Below are 17,479 nucleotides of genomic sequence, written 5' to 3' on the forward strand. Positions count from 1 at the left end.
TAAACAATAAAAAAGGAGATATATAAGACAATGCACCTCATCGAACAGCAAGCGCACTTTTGGGAACTTTATCAAACGCAAGATGACTACTATCTTAGTATAGCCGTAGATATGAGTTCTGTTGTTTCATGTTGGGATATTTATTTAACCGAAGTAGAAATTCAGGCGTATCACAACAAAGGTCGAATTGCGATCGAAGATTTGGCAAGTTCAATTGTGGCTGAAACCTATCGTGGAGATTTTTCCAATTTAGCAGCTCGTAAAGTACCTAGAGAAATACAACAACAGATGCAAACCGCATTTAAAACATGGCGGTTGGCTCAAGATTAAATTTTTTATTCAGTTATGACCGTAATTGAAAAGTCATTATTTTCTATCATGTTTACTTTAAACAGCGAATCAAAACCTTCTGAACGATTCGGGACTTCTAATTTATAAAAGGTGGCTTTAACGCCTTTTTCAGCAATATTGGCTTTACCCTCACGTTGTGCATTACGCTGTAAAGTGCTGTCTAGATCCGTTTCAAAATAATATGAAATGATCTCGAAGCCAGCAGTTTTGGCAAGTTGAATATAACGGGCTCGATCGGCTTTGCTCATGTTTGTGTTATCTATCACGATTTTGGTTTTAGAGGCTATAGCTGCTTCAAACAGTATCTTTTCACGATGGCGTGTTTTTAGCATATCGAGATTGATACGTAGATGTGTATGGTAAAAATACTGTTGATAAAAAGTAGATTTACCCGAAGCTTGTACGCCTGTGAATAAAATCAGTTGCATGAAACACTACAAAAATACGCTTAATCTGCTATTAAATCATGTTCATGAACTTTGCTACAATCTATTCATTGTTGTAGAAAACCAATAAACTTAAAATGAAAAAATTAGTGCAATGTCGGTATTTATTTTCAATACTTCTACTGAGTGCTGTTTCAGCATGTCAAAGTCAATTTGTCACTACACCAAATGCACCCACTGAAGCAAGTTTGGTGGCAAATTCAGTGGGAAATGGTTTAGAAACAGAATTAGATATCGATTATGTTGTCGCATTTAAAAATTTGAAAATGGCCTATGGGCAATGTGTTGCGTTTACTGGCGAAAAAGATTTTGTCTTTACCGACAATCGACTAGAACGAGATTTAGAAATGGGAACCTTGTTTACCCGTACAGAGGGTGGGGCGTATTTATCAAAAACCTTGGTGGAATCCATTGGAAAGAATAAAACCCGTTTAACGCTATTTTTACCCGCAAGTTATAAGTCTGCTCAAGCTCGTTTTAAGTTAGATGCTAAACGCGCGCTAGGACAAGATCCATCATGTAATGTCGCAAAGCCAAGCTAAGGCTGATCTGTTCAAATCTAATTAACTCTGTTCAGTGGCTTGCTCTGTATTTGATCCAGGAATCATCATGCCTGCCAGTTTAAGCATATCTAGTTGGATGGTATTCATTTGTTGTTCGATTTTCTTAAAATCAACTTTTGAAATGTCTAAATCACCATTTAACAGTGCTGAGTTAAGCACTTGCTTATTGGCTTGTAGCACTTGTTGGCGGATACCATCAATCTCTTGGCTTTTTAAATCTAATGAAATCAATGCTGTGTTAAAGCCTTGTAGTTCACGAGTCAATGTTTTAACAGATTGTTGTAGCTCAGCTTGATTTTGTGATTGTATCGCTTGTTGTAAATTAGATTGGCTTTGCTGTAATTTTTCAACATAGTCACCAGTTTTCAGCTGTACGTTGGCAACATCACGTGCGATATAAAACATATTGCCTTGTTTTAAATCTTCAGTACTTTTTGCTGTTGATTGATTATTATTATTTGAGTCGGATGTATTCTCACTCATTTGTGCAGTTTCAATCGCTTGAGCGTCATCTTGTTGACGTGATTGTTCAGCGGCTTGATTACAGCCTAGCAGTAACATGCCAGAAATAAAAATAACAAAAGGCAAAACCGCACCTTGTAAAAGCTTTTTCATCGTTGTCCAAAAGTAATTTAATCGGTTATGGATTGACTATAATTTGCAAAAGTGTAGAGATTGAGGATTGTTGCAAAGGACATACAGTCTGTAACTTTAGAGATTCATTTCTACTCAAACAAAAGCAAAAAAGAATGTATTTTTAGCACGCTATTGACGGTTGTCGAAATTTTAAATTGTGAATAAAGCTAGAGGCAGTTTTGATCGAAAATATAAAATTTTCGATCAAAACTGCAAAATATAAAAATTTATTTAAAGCATAGAGCTTTTAATGCTCGATTTATTTTGCTAATTCAGCTTCAATCGCAGATGTAATTCGTGGATCATCAGCAGTGATATCTGGTGCAAAACGTGCCACGATTTCGCCATTTTTACCGATTAAGAATTTTTCAAAGTTCCAAAGGACTTCAGGTTTTGGGTTTGGTGTTAAGCCATAATCGACTAAGTCTTTCCACCAAGGACCTTCACCAATACGTTCAGGGATTGCATGAATTAAGCTGTCATAAAGTGGATGCTTATCATCACCTGCAACTGAAATTTTAGCAAAAAGTGGGAAGTCGACATTGTAAGTTAAAGAACAAAATTGCTCGATTTCATCATTTGTTCCAGGCTCTTGCGCTAGAAAGTTATTTGCAGGAAAGCCGAGGATTTCTAAACCTTGGTCTTTCTTTTCAGTATATAGTTTTTCTAAACCTTCATATTGTGGAGTAAGGCCACATTTAGATGCAACGTTAACGATTAAAAGAACTTTACCTTGATATTGATTCAAGGTTGTCGCTTCACCTTTGATGGTATTGACTGGAATGTCATAAACGGAATTGCTCATAGGGGGTATCCTTAAAAATCAAAAGACAGTGATTAGAAATATGTCTAATGTTTTAGCGATATTCCAAGATTTCAGCAAGTTACATTTGTATATAAGTGTAATAAAAAAAGCAGATCATAGGATCTGCTTTTAAAAACTGCATCAAATTTAATCGATTATGGTGCAGCGTTTGCTTTGGCTTGAAGTGCTTGCATTTCAGTTAACAGGCTTTGTTGTAACTCAGTACCTTTCTTTTGTAGTTCCATGATTTTTTGTGGATCTGGTGAAGTCGCTAAACCAGCTTCAGACATTTCAACGCCTAGGTTATTTGACTCTTTCATTTTGTCACGTACAGATGCAACTTCAGTACTTTTAAGCGCTAAACCATCAAGATCTTTGTTGAAACCGTCCACATAAGTTTTCATTTTATCGACAACACCTTTCAGTGCATCTTTATCACCCTTTTGTGCAGCTTGCATCACTTCTGTTTGGAAGTTCAATGCTTCTTTAGCTTTCGCTGTAGACATTGTTTGAAGTACAGTTAAATCGCTTTTGATATCAGCAGTATTGTTGGTACTTAAAGAAACCGCAGCTGCAGCAGGTTTGCTCTCAGTTCCTGAAGCTGAATCAGCTGGTTTTTTATCACATGCAGTTAAAGCAAACGCTGAAGCACATAGTGTAGCTAGTAGTAATTTTTTCATTTATTCGAACCCTTCATTATTTAAAATTCTTATGAATTTGACGGTAATATATACAAATTCAAAAAGTTATATGCTTAATCTAGAGCATAAGATGCAAAATGCACAATTTTAAGGCAATTTTCTATAGTATTTTTGTATATAAACTTATCAATAAAGTGGAAATAGATTGTTTGAAAAATGTCCTAATCTTAAAGATTTCGCATTTGTGCTGGGGTTTGATGGGTGTAACGTTTAAAAAACTCAATGAAGCTGGACGTGTGTTGATAGCCGAGATCTAAGCTAATTTTTTTAATTGAGATGCCTTGTTGGATCAATGAAATTGCATAAATAATCTTGGCGCGATTACGCCATTCAGACAGCGAAAGTTTAAGGTGCTCTTGGCTCAGTCTAAGAGCGTGCCGTTCAGTAATTTGGAAAGTATCGAGTATTTCTTGAAGACTTTGGGGAAAGCGTGTTGTATCCGACAAATGCTCAAGAATAGGCTTGAGTATGGGATGGTTGGTTTGCGGTAAATAATGCTCATAGCACACACTATTTTGGATTTGATCGACCAACAGTTCTAATAAGTGTTGATAATAGGGAGATGATGGAATCCCTTGTTTCTGCTGCTCTAAAACTTCTTCAATGGTATGACGTAAAAAAGGGCGAATACTTAAAGTCTTTGTGCTTTGGGATAAGCTTTGACAAAGCTGAGGATGAATACGGATACAGATGTAATGCGTCAGTTGATCATCCACAGCTGTACAACAATGTTCGGTTTGCGGCGGAATCCACAAACCATAACTTGGTGGAGACAGATAGGTTTGTTCTGCTACATTGAGTTCTAAAGTCCCATTTAAACTCAAATTAAAATCACCCCATAAATTTGAATGGGGTGTCACTACATCATGCTTTTGGTAGAAAAATTCTTCTACAGAAATCAGCGCTGAATACATAGTTGAAAAGACTTAACTCTCACATTGAATGGCAGTATTTTCAGCTTTGGGGTTATTTAATCCACGACTCAGCGTGAAGATTGAAATAAAGGCCAAAAGGATAAAACTCAGTACACTATACAATAAAATGTTGGCATTAAAATGGTCAACAACATAGCCACCGATTAATGCACCTGTTGCAATCATCACTTGGAAGAAACCAACAAATAACGGCATGCCTTTTTCTACAGCTTGAGGGGCGTGTAAAAACATCCAAATATTGGCAGTGGTTGGAAATGCGCCAAATGAAAAGCCCCAAAGCGCTGTAAGAATAAAGGCGCCTGATGGATGAATGGCAAATAGAGGAAAGCCAAAAAATACAACCGCAAAACAGATGGCAACGAATGCAAAGGTATAACGCACATTCAAATTACCGCTATAACCAGCAAAAGCATTACCAAAGATACCAGCGATACCAAATAATAGCAGTAGCGAACTGATGGTAGCACTGTCAAAGCCTGCTGAATTTTTAAAGAAAGGTGTTAGATAGCTATATGATGAAAAATGAGCTAAACCAATCAACAAAATAATAATCAAACCTTGTCTGGCTTTACTGATTCTTAGCAATGCAGGTAAGTCTTTAAAATGAATGGCAGATTCTGGTTTTAAACTTGGGATAAATTTAATCCCCAACAGTAAAACAACGAAGCCGATGGCGGAGGTAATTCCAAATGATGTTCGCCAGCCATATGCATCACTTAGCCATGTCCCAATCGGTACACCAAGAACAGTGGCTAAAGTTACCCCAGCCATGACAGTTGCTGTTGCTTTCGCAATAGGTAAATGGCTTGGTGCTAAACGGCCACTTAAGGCAATCGCAGTCGCCCAGAATCCACCAATTGCAAATCCAAGAATAAAACGGCTCAGCAATAAAATTTCAAAAGTTGATGCAATTGCAGTGATGGCATTGGCAAACACCATCGTTGCAGACAGGGCTAGGAGTAAGTAACGTCGATCTAAATTTTTGACTAGAACGGGAAGGAGTGGTGCTGCTATGGCGGCCATGATCCCTGGGAGAGTGATCATCAAACCCGCTGTACCAACAGATACATGCAAATCACTGGAAATGTCGTTGAGGACACCAATTGGGAGAAACTCACTGGTGACCAAAGCAAAAGCAGTAATTGCAACGGTTAATAGCGCCAACCAGCTCCCTTGGCTACTGGGGGGAATCTCAGAGGACTGTGGTTCTGAAACTTCTGATTGCATCATATTCATGAAGATATATTCCTGCTGTAAAGCGAAAGCATATGGAGGTATTTTTTAATTCATTAACGATCGTTATAAAAATAAAATATTTGATTAATTTTGTGTTGTCAATTAATTTAATAATGTTCGTTATAAAAATATATGTGAAAGTTATGGCTGATTCTGAAAAACATGCTTTAGTCGCTGAAAAACAAGCACCTAAGCGTGGGCGTGGTCGTCCTAAATGTTTTGATGAACAACAAGCGCTACAAAAAGCCATGTTGTTGTTCTGGGAATATGGCTATGAATCCACATCGATGAGCGATTTGACCAAAGCCTTAAATCTTACTGCACCCAGTATCTACAGTAGTTTTGGTGATAAATCACAGTTGTTTCATGCCTGTTTGGAATACTACCTAAAGCATGAAGCATGTCCTTTGGGAGTTATTTTTCAACAAGCCAAAACAGCAAAAATCGCCATTGAAATTTATTTGTATGAAAACCTCAAAAAACTGGTTCAACAGAATAAACCGACAGGTTGTATGTTGGTGACCGCAACCATGAATTGTTCACAAGAACATGCACCGATTCAGTATGATCTCTTGCTGAAAAGACAACAAGTCAAAGAAAATATCTACCAACGTTTGCAACAGGGTGTCAAAGAAGGTGACTTAAACCCACACGCCAATATTCAAGCGATGACAGATTATTATTCAACGGTGATCCAAGGTTTAACCATGCAAGCCCGTGATGGGGTTAGTGCTGAACAGTTACAAAGTGTGGTGACTTTGGCAATCAAAACTTGGGAATTATTCTAAGTTTAAAAACGCATAAAATAGCATTTGTCTGAAAAGCCCTATAGATGTCTGAAATGCCATATTTAAATTTATTCCGACTTCATCGATAATCATTTCCAGATCCTATTCGACAGTCAATCTTATGTATAGCAATTCAAAACCCATGTGGTGGGCAATCAGTTTACCGATCATTGCAGTATTGATTTGGTCAATGAATATTGCAGTTACACGTTATGTTTCGGATTATATTTCACCTGTCAGTATTAGCTTTTATCGCTGGTTAGTGGCATTTATTATTTTGACTCCATTTATGTTGCCCCAAGTGTGGAAGCAACGTCATTTGGTTAAACAACATTTTATGCAATTTGTGGTGCTGAGTGCTTTTGGTATGTTCTTGTATCAAGGCTTGGCCTATAGCGCAGCGCATTACACCACAGCAACCAATATGGGCATTATCAACGCCTTTATCCCAGTATTCACCATTTTTGTTTCGATTCTTATTTTACGTGAAATTCCCAATCGCTTCGCTGTTGTTGGTAGTATCTTATCTTTTCTTGGTTTACTGTATGTGATTGGCCGAGGGGATTTTAGCAACTTGACTCAATTGGCAGGGCACTCTGGTGATTTGATCATGGTCTTGGCCGTGTTCTTTTATGCTTTTTATGGGGTCTTTCTAAAAAAATGGCAATTGAAAGTTCCATTACTGCTGAGTCTCTATGTGCAAATTGCACTGACCTTGGTCTACCATTTACCATTTGTGCTTTATTATGGCATTGATGCGATTAACCAAGGCAATGTCGCCAGCGTTTTATATGCGGGTATATTACCTTCTCTTGTTGCGCCTTTATTGTGGATGATGGCTGTACAATATCTAGGTCCAAATCGAACCAGCATTTTTATGAATTTAATGCCAGTATTTACTGCAATCATTGCCTACTTCTGGCTGCATGAGGCTTGGACGATGTCGCATACGATTGGTGGTATTGTCATTTTAGTGGGAATTGCATTGGCACAAAAAAAGTCACTTAGTGTCAAAAAAAGTACATTATTGAGTTAAAATTCAAAGTATTTTGGGTGAAAAATGTTCATTTAAAAACTTATTTTTTACCCTTTTAAAGTATTAAATCTGAGCAAAATTTGTTTTTGAATTAGTGATTTACCTGTTAAAAATGCAAATAGTAAAACAAATTTAAACACTTAGTTTTATTATTGAAATTCCAGTTATTTGCAATTCAGTCAAATGAACAGATCTTGCTCAGAAGAATATATTTGTATTCAAAAAAAATTTATAGGATAATATTTTCATCGTAGCGAATTAAGAATTTCTTAATTAAATTGTTCTACACTGAATTTTTCATACCCTCTGGATGTGTTTAACGCATCCTTTTTTATACTCAGCCAACCCTATATGTGGCTGAGTTTTTTTTTGCCTTTTTATTGGTAACATTGAGGGTCTGTTGGCAATTTGTCTACTGCGCTGCAAACAAAGCAATGCTTTGTTCTTGCTCGGGGTTGTGGCTAAAATTATCTCAGCCTACGTTATGAAACTCGAAAATAGTCTCGCTATTCTCTTCGTTTCCTGCTTTACGACGTATAGGTCTCATGCTCAATTTTAACCTACAACGCAAGCCATTTATGAAATTCCAACAGGCCCTGAACTTATGATTGAGTGAATATTTTAATGTGTTTAAGCCCGAATCACTTGTGCTGTAGATGCGTCAATGATTTTGCTTGGTTCGCGACTTAAACCAAGATCACCATTTAAATAATTCAATTCAGAACCAAAATATTGACTGGCTTGTTGTAAAGATCTTGCTGGTTCTAAACCTGCCGAATTTGCACTGGTCGACACAATAAAACCATTAAAGGCATTACATAAGGCAATGCACAAAGGGTGGTTGGTTACACGAACCGCGACCTGAGCATGCTGGCCTTTAATCCATTGTGGAATTTTATCATCAGCTGGAAGTAGCCAAGTTGTTGCCCGTTCTGTTCTAGAGCGTTGCGTCCATGATTGAATGATTTGTTCACGAATAATAGGGTCAATTTCAGTTAATAGATGCTCAACTTGTGAGAGCTGTCCTGCCAATAAAATCACGCCTTTCTCTATAGGGCGTTGTTTAAGCCTTAAAATTTCTAAAAAAGCTTGTTCATTGAACGGATCGCAGCCTAAACCCCATACTGCCTCTGTTGGATAAGCCAAGACTTTACCTTGTTGAAGAATTTGTGCAGCTTCAGCAACTGAGGTTGTAATCATCTATGTTTACCTTGCCATTTCGTGGAATAAGCCACTATTGTGAACCTTAATAACTGACTCGGCAACGTAAGTACAGCCCAGATTGTTGAATACAGTGACCCAAAAGTTCTAATTCCATAAGATCGCTTGTGAGTTGTGCAATGTCTAAATTTGCGCTTTGAGCAAGCGTATCTAAGTCTTGCCCAATCCAATCCAGCAACTGATACAGCTTAAATAAATGTTCGGGAATTTCTGGCATTGGGGAGAGTAATTCAGACTGTTGTGCGCAATGCCATTGGGTGGGAAGTGCTAAATCTTCAACAATCTGTTCTGGATGATCAACCAGAATGGCCCCTTCACGAATGAGCTGATGACATCCTTGATGATGCTCTCCATAAATATGCCCTGGAATTGCAAAAATCACTTTACCTTGTTCTGCGGCAGCTTGCGCCGTAATCAGTGAACCACTACCCAGTTGTGCTTCTGCGACAACAACACCTAAGCTCAAACCACTGACTATTCGATTTCGATAGGGAAAATTGCGCTGAATAGGTTGGGTTTCTGGCAGGTATTCAGTCAGAATCGTTCCTGAATGCTGCAAAATTTGTTCTTGTAACTGTCTATTTTGACTAGGATAAACCAGATCTAAGCCTGTACCGATCACCGCAATGGTTCGATGGTGTTTTAGTCCACCCATATGTGCAGCGGCATCAATTCCCAGTGCTAGGCCACTGGTAATAAAAAAGCCCTTTTCACTCAAATAGTAAGCAAAATCATAAGCCACTTGTTTGCCATGCGGACTTGGCTTTCGGCTACCCACAATAGCGATTTGTGGTTGACTTAGATTCTGAAATGCACCTTTACCAAATAGAATTGGCGGATGATCAGGATAAGGTAGCAGTTGTTGAGGATAATGAGGGTCGGTATCTAAAAGAATAAAATCTGTATGCTGTTGAATTTTATCGAAGCAACCTTGAAATTTGGATTGCCCAAGCGCAGTGAAAAATTCACTGGCTCTTTCAAGATGGTTTTTATGAATTTTGGCTTCAGACCAGCGGTTTAAATTTTCAGCTTGCAGCGCTTTTGCGATAGAACCAAAGTGTGTTTCTAATTTACGAAAAGCGCTGAGCGAATGTTGAACCAAATACCAAAGTCTGATGGCATCATATTGGTCATTGGATATCTGCTTCAACATATTTAAATCACATCATGAAAAACTTAGTTATCTGCAATTGCAGGTGGTTTAATTTCAGCACCCATTTTAATTGGTAAATTACTTTCCAAAATATAGGCATAGCTGAGGTGATCAAAACTCTTAAAGATCATCAGCGTACCAATTTTTTGACTTGGTAATTTCACAGACTCTTTAGTTTTTGGGTCACGGACTGTTTCACCTTGTTGGTAAATACTAAAGACTTGCCCAGGTTTAGCACCTTGTAAGCTACCACGGTCAATGGTGACTACACTATATTGCGCTGCTGTACCAATTGAACCTTGTACACGAACCACTTTACCGCCATTGCTGACTTCATTGGTGGTGGTTGGATAGAACAAACTCGGCAATTCAGCATCATAGCTTGGCAGGACATAGTCGCCCTTACGCACTTCAGCATTATAACTTTTGGTTAACTCAAGGGTGGTGACATCATTTTCACCAGCCGCCGCAGTTGCAGAAGCAACCTCAGTTAACTCCATGCCCGCATTAAACTTTTTGCCTTCAGCATTGAGGAAAGTATAAGGTTTGCCTTCACGATAAATCCCATAACGTTGACCCACGACTAAGCCATTTCCACGGGCATAGACGGTTTGTCCTGCACCTGTAATCACACGATTATCAGCAGCACCGATGGTATAAGGGATGTTCTGTAAAGATTCAGGATTGACCACAATACTGTGTTCTAACCACGGTTGAATATCTGATAATGGAATCACTGAAATCGCATTATTTAAGGATTCAACGCGTATTTGAGGGCGTAAAGATGTCCCACCTTGATGACGACGGATAATTCCATCACAACCATCACCTTCATCTACACCAATCAATGGGCGACCATCTAAAGTACACAACAATAATTTATCGCCTGGATAAATCCAATGTGGATTTTTAACATGCTTATTGCTTGCCCAGATTTCAGGCCAGCGCCAAGGCTTGCTTAAAAATTTCCCCGCAATATCCCATAAAGTATCACCACGTTTCACCACATAGACATTGGGTGCACTGGATTTCAGTGCAGGTGGATTGGTGTTTGGACTTGCGTGTGTCATTTCCATGTAAGTGAATCCTGCACTTAAACATAGTGTCACAGCAAGTAATTGTTTCTTGAACCCCTTGGCATGAAAGTTCGTTATGCCAGTTAAAACCTTTTTCATTATCATAATTCCTAAAATTATGTCTCTATATGCGTTATAATACGCATATTACACACATTTTTTTAATGAAGCATATTCTTCATTTAGTTTTAAGATCAATGGCATAGCAACAGAGGGTACAGTATGGCCTTATTACCTATTTTAAGTTTTCCTGATCCCCGTTTACGCACCATTGCAAAACCTGTCGATGTGGTAACTGATGAAATTCGCCAGTTAGCAGCAGACATGTTTGAAACCATGTATGAAGCGCCAGGTATTGGTCTGGCTGCTACACAGGTCGATCAGCATATTCAGCTTATCGTAATGGATCTGTCTGAAGACAAAGACCAACCTATGGTGTTCATTAACCCCAAAATAACACCGCTTACAGAAGAAACCTTATCTTATGAGGAAGGCTGTCTTTCTGTTCCTCAAATATACGATAAAGTTGAGCGTCCGTCACGAGTTAAAATCGAAGCAATTAACCTTGAAGGTCAAGCTTTTGAAGTCGAAGCGGATGATCTATTGGCGGTATGTATTCAACATGAAATGGATCACTTAAACGGTAAATTATTTGTGGATTACTTATCCCCTTTAAAGCGTCAACGTGCGCGTGAAAAAGTGGAAAAAGTGGTTCGTCAGCGTGAAAAGCAAAAAGTTCCAGCAAAACGTTGATCTGAGTCAGTTGAATTTTAAAAACTTTTAAAATTTTCCTGCAATACAAAGCCCAATTTTGTTTGGGCTTTGTTATACTCTGGCTCGAAAAATGTTGAGACGAACGTTTTGTTGAGAATAGGTTTACTGCTCGGTTTTACCGCAGTTTTTTTACAGATTGCTGTATTTTTACAGCCTTTGCTACCGAAGCAATATCAAATTGCGCCGGTCTGTGAAACTATTACTCAAGCTTTAGTACAAAGTCATTTCTACGAAAAGCATCAACATAGCACTCATCATCAACATCAATCTGTATCTTCTGCACATGAAGCTGCCAGTCATGGCCATCTGTTGGCCCATGCTGAGCATGCAGCGCCAGAGCAACCAAGTTCACATCACCATGATGCGGGTCACCAGTGCCAATACTGTACAGTCTATGGCAATCTGGTTTTACCTCCTGAACTTGAAGTCAAAGAAATATTAGATCGTATTCAAGTGCGACTGGTTGCATTTCAAAAAGCATTTCGACATGTCTATTTTGTATTGCAACGTTTGTTTTTACTTCCCCAAGGTCGAGCCCCGCCACTTTTCGCATAAATCAAAAACTTAATTTTTAGGGTCTTCATTGACTCCAGCCTTGTTTAATTTATGATTTAAGAGAAAGAAAATGGCTCAACCTCAATTCTTTTTACAGCCTTTAGCGGCTGCGGTTTTTGTTGCTTGTTATTCTACAGCGACGTTTGCACACGATCAGGAACATGCAGCTCAACTTGCTCCAATCGTGGTTACAGCACAGTTAAATAATGATGCCAATGGTTTGATTATTCATGCTGATCCAAAACAGCCGATTCAACCTGTACCTGCCACAGATGGTGCTGATTATTTGCAAAGTATTGCAGGCTTTAATTCGATTAAAAGCGGTGGAACCAATGGAGATGTCACATTCCGCGGCATGTTTGGTTCACGGATTAAAATTTTAACAGATGGTACCGAAAATTTAGGTGCATGCCCAGCACGCATGGATGCACCTACGTCGTATATTCAACCTGAAAGTTTTGACCGTATTTCGGTGGTAAAAGGACCTCAGACAGTCCAATATGCCAATACAGGTTCAGCAGCCACGGTGATTTTTGAACGTCAGAAACCAACCTTAACAGATGATAAAAATTATCAAGGTCAAGCCAGTGTTTTAGTCGGTTCTTTTGGACGTTTGGATCACAACATTGAAGCTGCTGTCGGTGACAGTAAAAAATACATGCGTATCAATGCCAATCGTTCTGAGTCAAACAGCTATGAGGATGGTGATGGTAATAAAGTGCCTTCTTCTTGGGAACGCTGGAATACCGATTTAGCCTTAGGCTGGACACCCGATGAAGATACATGGGTTGAACTGACGGGTGGTAAAGCCGATGGTGAGGCTGAATACGCAGGCCGAACCATGGATGGTTCTCAATTTGCACGTGAAAGCCTAGGCTTACGTGTTGAAAAGAAGAATTTAAGCCCTGTGATTAAAAAGCTCGAAGGGCAAGTGAACTATAGTTATAACGACCATATTATGGATAACTTTAGTTTACGTACTCCACCAATGACACATGATATGAATACACATCAAATGGTGTCGAATCCAATGGCAATGCAAGTGACACGCCGTACTTTAAATAGTCGTTTAGCTATGACCAGTGAATGGGATAAGCTCAGTTTAATTACTGGGGTGGATTCTCAGCTGAACAAACATGGCGGCAGTATGTCATCACCGACCATGCCATCCATGAATGTTGCATTTAGAGAGGATATGCGCTTCCAATCTTATGGTGCTTTCGGAGAAATGAACTATCAATTTAATGATGCTTATAAATTGGTGACAGGTGCACGAATTGATCAAGTTAAAATTGATGCATTAAAACTGAATGATCAACGTAAAGAAACTTTGCCAAGTGCATTTATTCGTTTAGAAAATCAATATCCTGAGCATAATGCCAAATCTTATATTGGTTTAGGTTATGTGGAACGGGTTCCAGATTATTGGGAGCTATTCAGTACTGCACATGGTAATACTGGTATGTCTAAACCGACTTTTAATGATTTAAACACTGAAAAAACTTTACAGTTGGATCTCGGTTATCAATACCAACATGATGCATTGAGTGTATGGACATCAGCATATGCAGGGCTGATTAATGACTTTATTTTATTGAGTTATCATAATCATCCAAAAGCTGGAATGGGTGGGCATGATCACGGTTCTTCATTCAGTGCTGGGGCAAAAAATGTCGATGCAACTATCGCGGGTGCTGAAGCGGGGATCGGTTATCAATTTACCGATGCGATCCAAGCGGATTTAAGTGCAATGTATGCATGGGGCGAAAATACCGATACGCATAAACCATTGCCGCAAATTGCACCTTTAGAAGGTCGTTTGAATTTACGTTATGTTCAAGATAAATATTCTTTAGGCTTATTATGGCGTGCTGTGGCGAAACAAGATCGTATTAGCTTAAATCAAGGTAATATTGTCGGTTATGACACTGGTGAAAGTAAAAGCTTTACCACCTTGGCATTGAATGCGTCATATAACATTCAAAAAGATCTAAATCTTGCTGTTGGTGTCGACAATGTCTTAGATAAAACCTATACCGAGCATTTAAACAAATTGGGTGTAGGTGCGGATGGTCAAGTCGGTACTCAACAATTTAATAATACAGGGCGTAATTATTGGGCTCGTATTAGCATGAAATTTTAATTGATTTAAAACTGAATTTTTACAGAAATATGAGGATGTTCTATGAGTAATGACAGTAATAAGTTGTCACCTGAAAAATCGTTTTGGGGATGGAAGTTGCTGATTATCGCAATTATTTTAAGCTGTATTTTTATGGGAATCTTCTATTTGGCGATTACCAACGAGCCTGACTATATGCCAAGCCAAAAACAGAATGCAGCTCAGCAACATGATATGTCTAATATGAGTCATGAAAGTATGCAAAACATGGATCATTCGGCTTCTGAAGCAACGCATTCTCATTGATCAATGGGTAATGTGACGCGAAGTCATGTAATGTGAAACAAGGGGAGGCCAATTGGCTTCCCCTTATTTTTTCGAGTGTTTCTATTTGATGAAGAAGTGCGTTTGCTGGGTAGATCTTACTGATGCATACTCGCTAATTGTTTCCCTGCATTTTGATAAAGTTTGAGTGCATATTCTTGTTCTGCACGACCATTCTGTTGTAAATATTGATCCAGTTTGTCGATATGCTTAGCACTACGGTAGAGCAGGGTATTTTTTGCAATTAAATAAAGCGGATACCAAGCCAAAGTACGTGGCTTGAGTCCTAGGTTTTTCATTTTACGTTGCCCAATAAAAAACTGAGTAATATCCAAATGATTTTGATAGGCTTTTTTTTGCAAAAAGGAATTGAAATGTTTGTAGTGTCGTTCAAAAGGCTCTTTGGATAAGCTGATGGCTAAAGCTTTGCTACTTTCATCGGCCTTGGGGTGGGCATAATTCATCCATTGCAGTAGTTTCCATGCGTCAGACTCTTTATTGACTAGCCATTTTTCATCTACTCCCATTAACCAGCCCGTATATTTCCAAAAATGCATGATGGCTTCTGATTCGGTTTTGCTTGGAAAAATACCAATGGCTCTGACACCGAGAAGTAAGACCGCACTAAATGCGATATTGGTCATGGCTTGATCATATTGATTGATCGGCGCTCCCCAAATATCGTTATCCCAGTCTTTGGATTTATTGAGTTGGTGCCGTACCAACGAATGAATAAAACGCACATAAATGGTTGAAGTAAAACCATTGTTAAAACGAGAGAAACTATCTTGTTGATTGACATCAAGCCACCATTTATGGGTTTCAGCTAAGCGTTTTCCAGCATATTTATGTAAAGCACCCGTCATAATTAACGGTTGATTAAAACCAGGGTATTGATAACCCGTCATTAAAGCCACATCGCGTAAAATAAAAGTGCCATTTGTCCCTAAACGATGGGTAAATTTGATCGCCGTTTCAATTTTAGCTGGATCAAGCCAAGTAGGCGCTTGTTCAACCATTTTAAAAAAATCAGTTAATTCAGGAATTTCATTGGGAAGTTTATCCAAACCTTGATACAAGGCTGTTTCAAAAAGTTTTCTATTTTGTCTCGGATTGGTCATCACCCAATCCATAACTTTGTCCATCGCGATATCACCAGTCTGTAAGGCACGATTGAGTGAAAGATATTCGTCATAACTGGGTTGTAGCTGCTGGTCTGTAAAATAATAAAAAAGTTTAGACTTCATATTTGTTTGTGCCATGGTCTCAAATGAGGCAAGGCGTTGTGGCTTAATTAATGTTTGCATTTTGAGCACGACCTGATTATTGTTTAGTCAAACTCTAATATGAATAATTATTCGCATTCAATTCGCATTTTGGAGTGAACCGCAAGATGAGAAAACAACCACAACAACAACGTGCTCGGAATGTCGTAGATAGTATCTTAGAAGCAACTCAATTATGTGTTGCTGAATATGGCTTAATCAACGTCACTACACCCAAAATTTCAGAAAAATCAGGTGTCAGTGTCGGTTCTATCTATCAGTATTTTGGCAATAAAGAAGAAATTATTCAGGAGCTTTTAAGTCGTAAAAGTGAGCAACTGGGGCTTGCGCTGAAAAACATTGCAATTAGCCAAGAAGAATTGAGCTTAGAAGAAATCATTCCACTTAGTCTTCAATTCGGTTTTGACATGATGAAAGCCGATGGTGGCTTTTTTATTGAAGTGCTTAAACATTGGCATGGCTATAACAACTCAGAAGCGGCAAAAGTACTAGAAAAGCATTTCTATGAAGTGGGATTGTATGTGTTTAGTCGTTTTTTTAATCATTGGAGTTTTGAAGTACTTAAAAATAAATCCTTTGTGATTATCAATAGTACGCTTTTTACCATGATGCGTTATGTCAGTCATAATAATTTTCTAATTTCAGAACAGCAGCTAAAAAAAGAATTAACTTTGATGATCTTGGCTTATCTAGAGCAAGGCGCCAGCCCTAATCCGCTTTAAGATCGTCTTTAATGGTGGTAGGGATCCATAGATTGTACTCGACTTATATAGACATACATCCAAATACAAATAGAGCTTGGTTTTATAGAACCCGATTTTATAAAGTGAGTTTTATAGCGTTGGTTTTAGCGAGTCTAATTGTTTGAGTTGGGATAGAACATTGATCTCTTTATCGGGAAGAGTTCGATGCTTCTACTCAATAGTAAGCTGACCCATCTCCTTTTATGGATTTTACTCGCCGTATCCCTATTAAATTGCATTTATAACAATGCTAAAGGTATACAAGAGGCCGTTTTAGTTGTTTTAGCAAATGTATGATGGGGGTATTGGTTTTTTTATTGCTGTGTTTTTATGCAAAAAAGCAGATTTTTAAAGAAAAAGTGCTGTTTTAGAAGAATAAATAAGCAAGTGATAGATAAAATGAAAAATAATTAAAAAAAGGGGTTGTGTTGGATTGTGAATGCTGTAGAATGCACATCCATCGGCGGTGATGTTAAATAAAACTTCTGATAAATCAGGCACTTGATTAAGTTGTTAAGATTTCGAATTGAGATTTTAAGATGAGATTGGAGTTGGGTTTGTTAGAAAAAATAATTAACATTATTGATTGACTTTTTAGAGATAGAGAGTAGTATAGCCGACCTAGCTTGATGCTGACGAAGCATTGAGAAGATCATTAAGAGAATATGAAGAACAACTTGTGTGGATTTTTACTGATTGATTGATCGAAATATTATCATTGATTGATT

At 38.3% G+C, this 17,479-nt stretch carries 19 protein-coding genes; 9 read left to right on the forward strand and 10 right to left on the reverse strand.

The window, feature by feature from the left end; all coding sequences use genetic code 11:
• Window positions 1–30 precede the first annotated feature (30 nt).
• Window positions 31–330: a hypothetical protein gene (locus tag AC07WY_RS15895; protein ID WP_494736691.1), complete on the forward strand. Its 300-nt coding sequence runs from the start codon at window positions 31–33 to the stop codon at window positions 328–330.
• Window positions 331–335: 5 nt separating this feature from the next.
• Here AC07WY_RS15895 and AC07WY_RS15900 read toward each other — a convergent pair whose 3' ends face one another.
• On the reverse strand, window positions 336–779 hold the full coding sequence (locus tag AC07WY_RS15900; protein ID WP_494736692.1) for an AAA family ATPase: 444 nt from the start codon (window positions 777–779) through the stop codon (window positions 336–338).
• Window positions 780–874: 95 nt separating this feature from the next.
• Between AC07WY_RS15900 and AC07WY_RS15905 the strand changes: the two genes are divergently transcribed.
• Window positions 875–1,339: a hypothetical protein gene (locus AC07WY_RS15905; RefSeq protein WP_154129794.1), complete on the forward strand. Its 465-nt coding sequence runs from the start codon at window positions 875–877 to the stop codon at window positions 1,337–1,339.
• A gap of 21 nt (window positions 1,340–1,360) precedes the next feature.
• Here the strand turns inward: AC07WY_RS15905 and AC07WY_RS15910 are convergent, their stop codons facing one another.
• From AC07WY_RS15910 to AC07WY_RS15930, 5 genes are all read right to left on the reverse strand, one after another.
• Window positions 1,361–1,975, reverse strand: coding sequence for a PM1805 family lipoprotein (locus tag AC07WY_RS15910; RefSeq protein ID WP_151956318.1), 615 nt, complete (start codon window positions 1,973–1,975; stop codon window positions 1,361–1,363).
• A gap of 280 nt (window positions 1,976–2,255) precedes the next feature.
• Window positions 2,256–2,801 carry a glutathione peroxidase gene (locus AC07WY_RS15915; RefSeq protein WP_004723411.1) on the reverse strand — a complete coding sequence of 182 codons (546 nt, stop codon included), beginning with the start codon at window positions 2,799–2,801 and terminating at the stop codon, window positions 2,256–2,258.
• Between the two features lie 155 nt (window positions 2,802–2,956).
• Window positions 2,957–3,481 (reverse strand): PM1805 family lipoprotein, encoded by a 525-nt coding sequence (locus AC07WY_RS15920; RefSeq protein ID WP_494736693.1) that lies wholly within the window; start codon window positions 3,479–3,481, stop codon window positions 2,957–2,959.
• A 188-nt stretch (window positions 3,482–3,669) separates the two neighbouring features.
• A complete protein-coding gene (locus AC07WY_RS15925) occupies window positions 3,670–4,416 on the reverse strand; it encodes a helix-turn-helix domain-containing protein (protein WP_494736694.1) in 747 nt (248 codons plus the stop codon).
• Between the two features lie 12 nt (window positions 4,417–4,428).
• The gene (locus AC07WY_RS15930) at window positions 4,429–5,667 is read right to left on the reverse strand and encodes an MFS transporter (protein ID WP_494736704.1); all 1,239 of its coding nucleotides are present in this window, start codon (window positions 5,665–5,667) and stop codon (window positions 4,429–4,431) included.
• 149 nt (window positions 5,668–5,816) lie between these two features.
• Between AC07WY_RS15930 and AC07WY_RS15935 the strand changes: the two genes are divergently transcribed.
• Both AC07WY_RS15935 and AC07WY_RS15940 read left to right on the forward strand, forming a co-directional pair.
• The gene (locus tag AC07WY_RS15935; RefSeq protein WP_494736695.1) at window positions 5,817–6,461 is read left to right on the forward strand and encodes a TetR/AcrR family transcriptional regulator; all 645 of its coding nucleotides are present in this window, start codon (window positions 5,817–5,819) and stop codon (window positions 6,459–6,461) included.
• Between the two features lie 142 nt (window positions 6,462–6,603).
• Window positions 6,604–7,497 carry a DMT family transporter gene (locus AC07WY_RS15940; protein WP_004823721.1) on the forward strand — a complete coding sequence of 298 codons (894 nt, stop codon included), beginning with the start codon at window positions 6,604–6,606 and terminating at the stop codon, window positions 7,495–7,497.
• A 630-nt stretch (window positions 7,498–8,127) separates the two neighbouring features.
• Here AC07WY_RS15940 and tsaC read toward each other — a convergent pair.
• From tsaC to AC07WY_RS15955, 3 genes are read right to left on the reverse strand one after another with little or no spacing between them, the layout of a single operon-like run.
• A complete protein-coding gene (tsaC, locus tag AC07WY_RS15945) occupies window positions 8,128–8,697 on the reverse strand; it encodes an L-threonylcarbamoyladenylate synthase type 1 TsaC (RefSeq protein WP_096735350.1) in 570 nt (189 codons plus the stop codon).
• Window positions 8,698–8,743: 46 nt separating this feature from the next.
• Window positions 8,744–9,871 carry a DNA-processing protein DprA gene (gene dprA / locus AC07WY_RS15950; RefSeq protein WP_494736696.1) on the reverse strand — a complete coding sequence of 376 codons (1,128 nt, stop codon included), beginning with the start codon at window positions 9,869–9,871 and terminating at the stop codon, window positions 8,744–8,746.
• A 23-nt stretch (window positions 9,872–9,894) separates the two neighbouring features.
• The gene (locus AC07WY_RS15955; protein WP_262087298.1) at window positions 9,895–11,046 is read right to left on the reverse strand and encodes a LysM peptidoglycan-binding domain-containing protein; all 1,152 of its coding nucleotides are present in this window, start codon (window positions 11,044–11,046) and stop codon (window positions 9,895–9,897) included.
• Between the two features lie 123 nt (window positions 11,047–11,169).
• On the opposite strand from AC07WY_RS15955, the gene def reads away from it, so the two are divergent.
• The 4 genes from def to AC07WY_RS15975 all read left to right on the forward strand — a co-directional run bounded on the left by def (window position 11,170) and on the right by AC07WY_RS15975 (window position 14,704).
• Window positions 11,170–11,700, forward strand: coding sequence for a peptide deformylase (gene def / locus AC07WY_RS15960; RefSeq protein ID WP_004723400.1), 531 nt, complete (start codon window positions 11,170–11,172; stop codon window positions 11,698–11,700).
• 69 nt (window positions 11,701–11,769) lie between these two features.
• Window positions 11,770–12,276, forward strand: coding sequence for a DUF2946 domain-containing protein (locus tag AC07WY_RS15965; RefSeq protein ID WP_494736697.1), 507 nt, complete (start codon window positions 11,770–11,772; stop codon window positions 12,274–12,276).
• A gap of 70 nt (window positions 12,277–12,346) precedes the next feature.
• Window positions 12,347–14,419: a TonB-dependent copper receptor gene (locus AC07WY_RS15970; protein WP_494736698.1), complete on the forward strand. Its 2,073-nt coding sequence runs from the start codon at window positions 12,347–12,349 to the stop codon at window positions 14,417–14,419.
• A 42-nt stretch (window positions 14,420–14,461) separates the two neighbouring features.
• A complete protein-coding gene (locus tag AC07WY_RS15975; protein ID WP_262087283.1) occupies window positions 14,462–14,704 on the forward strand; it encodes a DUF4199 domain-containing protein in 243 nt (80 codons plus the stop codon).
• Between the two features lie 116 nt (window positions 14,705–14,820).
• Here the strand turns inward: AC07WY_RS15975 and AC07WY_RS15980 are convergent, their stop codons facing one another.
• A complete protein-coding gene (locus AC07WY_RS15980) occupies window positions 14,821–16,029 on the reverse strand; it encodes an oxygenase MpaB family protein (protein ID WP_494736699.1) in 1,209 nt (402 codons plus the stop codon).
• Window positions 16,030–16,115: 86 nt separating this feature from the next.
• Between AC07WY_RS15980 and AC07WY_RS15985 the strand changes: the two genes are divergently transcribed.
• The gene (locus AC07WY_RS15985; protein WP_494736700.1) at window positions 16,116–16,730 is read left to right on the forward strand and encodes a TetR/AcrR family transcriptional regulator; all 615 of its coding nucleotides are present in this window, start codon (window positions 16,116–16,118) and stop codon (window positions 16,728–16,730) included.
• Window positions 16,731–17,479 lie beyond the last annotated feature (749 nt).

It is taken from the genome of Acinetobacter sp. GW821-FHT01C12 (genome assembly GCF_059422625.1).

Bases quoted from the DNA above. Each gene is read 5' to 3' on its own strand.
- AC07WY_RS15895 (WP_494736691.1), top strand. From the start codon at position 31: ATGCACCTCATCGAACAGCAAGCGCACTTTTGGGAACTTTATCAAACG.
- AC07WY_RS15900 (WP_494736692.1), bottom strand. From the start codon at position 779: ATGCAACTGATTTTATTCACAGGCGTACAAGCTTCGGGTAAATCTACT.
- AC07WY_RS15905 (WP_154129794.1), top strand. From the start codon at position 875: ATGAAAAAATTAGTGCAATGTCGGTATTTATTTTCAATACTTCTACTG.
- AC07WY_RS15910 (WP_151956318.1), bottom strand. From the start codon at position 1,975: ATGAAAAAGCTTTTACAAGGTGCGGTTTTGCCTTTTGTTATTTTTATT.
- AC07WY_RS15915 (WP_004723411.1), bottom strand. From the start codon at position 2,801: ATGAGCAATTCCGTTTATGACATTCCAGTCAATACCATCAAAGGTGAA.
- AC07WY_RS15920 (WP_494736693.1), bottom strand. From the start codon at position 3,481: ATGAAAAAATTACTACTAGCTACACTATGTGCTTCAGCGTTTGCTTTA.
- AC07WY_RS15925 (WP_494736694.1), bottom strand. From the start codon at position 4,416: ATGTATTCAGCGCTGATTTCTGTAGAAGAATTTTTCTACCAAAAGCAT.
- AC07WY_RS15930 (WP_494736704.1), bottom strand. From the start codon at position 5,667: ATGATGCAATCAGAAGTTTCAGAACCACAGTCCTCTGAGATTCCCCCC.
- AC07WY_RS15935 (WP_494736695.1), top strand. From the start codon at position 5,817: ATGGCTGATTCTGAAAAACATGCTTTAGTCGCTGAAAAACAAGCACCT.
- AC07WY_RS15940 (WP_004823721.1), top strand. From the start codon at position 6,604: ATGTGGTGGGCAATCAGTTTACCGATCATTGCAGTATTGATTTGGTCA.
- tsaC (WP_096735350.1), bottom strand. From the start codon at position 8,697: ATGATTACAACCTCAGTTGCTGAAGCTGCACAAATTCTTCAACAAGGT.
- dprA (WP_494736696.1), bottom strand. From the start codon at position 9,871: ATGTTGAAGCAGATATCCAATGACCAATATGATGCCATCAGACTTTGG.
- AC07WY_RS15955 (WP_262087298.1), bottom strand. From the start codon at position 11,046: ATGAAAAAGGTTTTAACTGGCATAACGAACTTTCATGCCAAGGGGTTC.
- def (WP_004723400.1), top strand. From the start codon at position 11,170: ATGGCCTTATTACCTATTTTAAGTTTTCCTGATCCCCGTTTACGCACC.
- AC07WY_RS15970 (WP_494736698.1), top strand. From the start codon at position 12,347: ATGGCTCAACCTCAATTCTTTTTACAGCCTTTAGCGGCTGCGGTTTTT.
- AC07WY_RS15975 (WP_262087283.1), top strand. From the start codon at position 14,462: ATGAGTAATGACAGTAATAAGTTGTCACCTGAAAAATCGTTTTGGGGA.
- AC07WY_RS15980 (WP_494736699.1), bottom strand. From the start codon at position 16,029: ATGCAAACATTAATTAAGCCACAACGCCTTGCCTCATTTGAGACCATG.
- AC07WY_RS15985 (WP_494736700.1), top strand. From the start codon at position 16,116: ATGAGAAAACAACCACAACAACAACGTGCTCGGAATGTCGTAGATAGT.